General features: G+C 50.0%; 4 protein-coding genes. All 4 read left to right on the forward strand.

Annotated features, from left to right (window positions below; genetic code table 11):
- The first annotated feature begins 161 nt into the window (after positions 1 to 161).
- Genes AB1552_14275 through AB1552_14290 form a run of 4 tightly spaced genes read left to right on the forward strand, consistent with a single transcriptional unit; the run spans position 162 to position 2,676 of the window.
- Positions 162 to 527, forward strand: a complete 366-nt coding sequence (locus AB1552_14275) for a hypothetical protein (GenBank protein MEW6054924.1) — start codon at positions 162 to 164, stop codon at positions 525 to 527.
- The gene (locus tag AB1552_14280) at positions 517 to 657 is read left to right on the forward strand and encodes a hypothetical protein (protein MEW6054925.1); all 141 of its coding nucleotides are present in this window, start codon (positions 517 to 519) and stop codon (positions 655 to 657) included. Before AB1552_14275 ends, AB1552_14280 begins: the two co-directional genes overlap by 11 nt.
- Positions 603 to 2,015, forward strand: a complete 1,413-nt coding sequence (istA, locus tag AB1552_14285) for an IS21 family transposase (protein MEW6054926.1) — start codon at positions 603 to 605, stop codon at positions 2,013 to 2,015. The genes AB1552_14280 and istA overlap by 55 nt, the downstream gene beginning before the upstream one ends.
- Positions 1,999 to 2,676: an ATP-binding protein gene (locus AB1552_14290; GenBank protein MEW6054927.1), complete on the forward strand. Its 678-nt coding sequence runs from the start codon at positions 1,999 to 2,001 to the stop codon at positions 2,674 to 2,676. The genes istA and AB1552_14290 overlap by 17 nt, the downstream gene beginning before the upstream one ends.
- The last annotated feature ends 97 nt before the right edge of the window (positions 2,677 to 2,773 follow it).

The raw sequence follows: 2,773 nt of genomic DNA on the forward strand, positions 1-2,773 counted from the left end.
TGTTGGCGTCGGGGAAAAAGAACCGATTCTGTGGGGACCGAAAGCGTTGCACTTGGAGCCGGCCTTTAGTGAGCGAAGCAGTTTGTTGAGATTGTAGACCATCCTTAAAGACCTTCCTTTCCGTACAATGGTTACCTCAAGAAAGAATCCGGAGGTAATCATTGCTAAAACGATGTGCTCATTGCGGACGCTACTTCACGCCTGACAGACGAGCAGGAGAAAGACAAAAAGTTTGTAGCCGGGAGCAATGCAAACGCGCCCGGAAGAAGCAGGCCCAAATAAAGTGGCGCAGCAGAAATCCCGATTATTTCGCTCACCATTACCGTGACTATGTCAAACCTTGGCGACTGAAACGCAGAAATCTTCGTGTCGACTCACAGCTCAAACTGATAAAAGACGAGATACCCACTTCAAAGCCTTTACAGAAGCTGGTTTTGCTGATACCGGGAGACAGCAAAGAGGTGATAAAAGACGAGATAATCCTCCGAAGGCTTGATAGGCATACGTTTGCAGCGCATGGACCATGATAAAAGACAAGATGGACTCGGTGCCGGTGCCGATGTAAACTGGGTCATCACGACAGGGAAGGAGATGGCGGTGAAATGGAAGAATCGCTTCAAAGTCGATCTCGGCACCTCTATCAGGTCGAAGGACTGAGCCTGAGGCAGGTAGGAAAGACCCTCGGCATATCCAGGAAGAAAGTGACCCGGCTCATTCGGCAGGATGGTCTGCAAAGAAAGTCTGCGGAAGGGGTAATAGCTCCCTATGAACGGCTGATACAGCAATGGTACAAGGAATACCCGTCTCTTAAAGCCGTCCAGGTACTGGAACGATTGAAGAGCTACGGCTATAAGGGCGGTTATACTGCTGTAACCGAATATACGCTTCAGTTCCGAAAGAGGCGCAAGGGCATCTCTTATCATGCTCTGGAGTTTCTGCCCGGCGAGGAAGCGCAAGTGGACTGGATGCAGAGGACCATGCCTTTCGGCGTCGTTTACGGCTTTGTTTACATACTGTCTTATTCACGATATCTTTATTGCCGCTTCTATCTGAGGAGTTCTCTGGAGTTCTTTCTTGACGGTCATATAGAAGCCCTTAAGGAAATCGGCGGCATCGTGAGCAGGCATACTTACGATAATCTCAAATCCGTGGTCATAAACAGAAAGCCGGAGATCACTTACAATGCGAGATTCCTGGACTTTGCCAGGCACTACGGCTTCTCGATCCGCGCCTGCAACCCCGGCAAGCCTAATGAAAAAGGCAGGGTCGAGAGAGTAATCAGGGACATCGAAAGCTTTCTTGCCGTCAACACCTTCAGCGATATCGCCGACCTCAACAAAAGATTAGGACAGTGGCGGGTACAGAGAAATAACAGGATTCACCGGTCATTGGGGATAACGCCCTCTGAGGCATTGAAACAGGAGAAGCTCAGAGCGCTTCCGCAAATCCACTACCTGGCTTACCGGCATGAGCCGGCAGCCATCAGCAAGACATGCTTTGTAGAGTTCGACACAAACCGCTACTCGGTACCGTCAGAGTACAGCGACATGCCGTGTAATATCTTTGCCTATACCCACCAGATAGAGATCCTGGTGAATGGAAGGAAGATAGCGACCCACAACCGGGTGTTCGACAGGAGACAAAAGATAGAACATCCTTCCCACCGTCAGAGGCTTCTCGATAAAACGCCCCACTTCAAGTACCAGAGGATATTACAGCTTCTCAGGTCCATGGACAAAAACTTAGAGCACTTCATAAAGCGGGCCGAACAGGAGGGACAGGATCCTCTTTCGGTCTCATATGAACTGTTCAAGCTTCTTAAAGGCATAGCCAGGGAGACACTCATATCGGCGGTTAAGGCGGCAATCAGCATAGGCACCTACAGGGTGACATACATCCAGGGACTTCTGAGTCCTGCCGGAAACCAGGATAATCCCGTCCATCCGCAGAATCACGGGCTGCTGCACATTACCTACGAAGGGAGGCAATTGAGCGATTATGATGAACTTATATGAGCTGTGGCGGCACTTCAGGCTCCTTGCGGACCCCGACACTCTCTCAAAAGAGCAAAAGGAGTTCATGCTGAAGTTCCTGACCGAGGAGTATCACCGAAAGGAGCAAAAAAGAATCCAGTACCTCATGAATATGTCCGGAATCAAGAGGCCAAAGGTCTTTGACGACTTCGACTGGAAGTATAATCCCAAGATACCGAGGGACAAGATATTTGAATATATGAACACCCAGTGGCTACAGAAACCCAGTAACCTCGTCCTCATCGGCCCTGCCGGTGTAGGGAAAACCCACGTCGCAACCGCACTGTGCCATGACGCCCTTAACAAAGGCCATCAAACCGTCTTTCTTACCCTCTTTGACCTGACCGCTAAAATGGCGAAGGCCAAGAGCATCTATAGCTTCATCGAATACCATTCAAGGGCGGCAGTCTGGTGTCTGGATGAGATCGGCTATGTGATCCCATCCAAAGAACAGGCAGACTGCATCTTTCAGATAATCTCGAAAAGGGCTGAAGTGGGAACGACTATCGTTACTACAAACCTCGTGCCGTCCAACTGGGGAAAGGTGTTCGATACTGTTACCGCGTCGGCGATTCTGGATCGCCTGAGCATGAATGGAAGGTTCATCACCTTCGAAGGGAGGTCCTATAGAAGCAGACAATAGGCAGTCGAACCGTATGACAAGTGGCTTTGATAATCCTTATCCGATGGGACAGCTCGCCCCGATGCCAGGTGTTCAACGTAGTATTGCGTCTTCATCA

The sequence above is a fragment of the Nitrospirota bacterium genome (assembly GCA_040754395.1).
Classification (GTDB): domain Bacteria; phylum Nitrospirota; class Thermodesulfovibrionia; order Thermodesulfovibrionales; family SM23-35; genus JBFMCL01.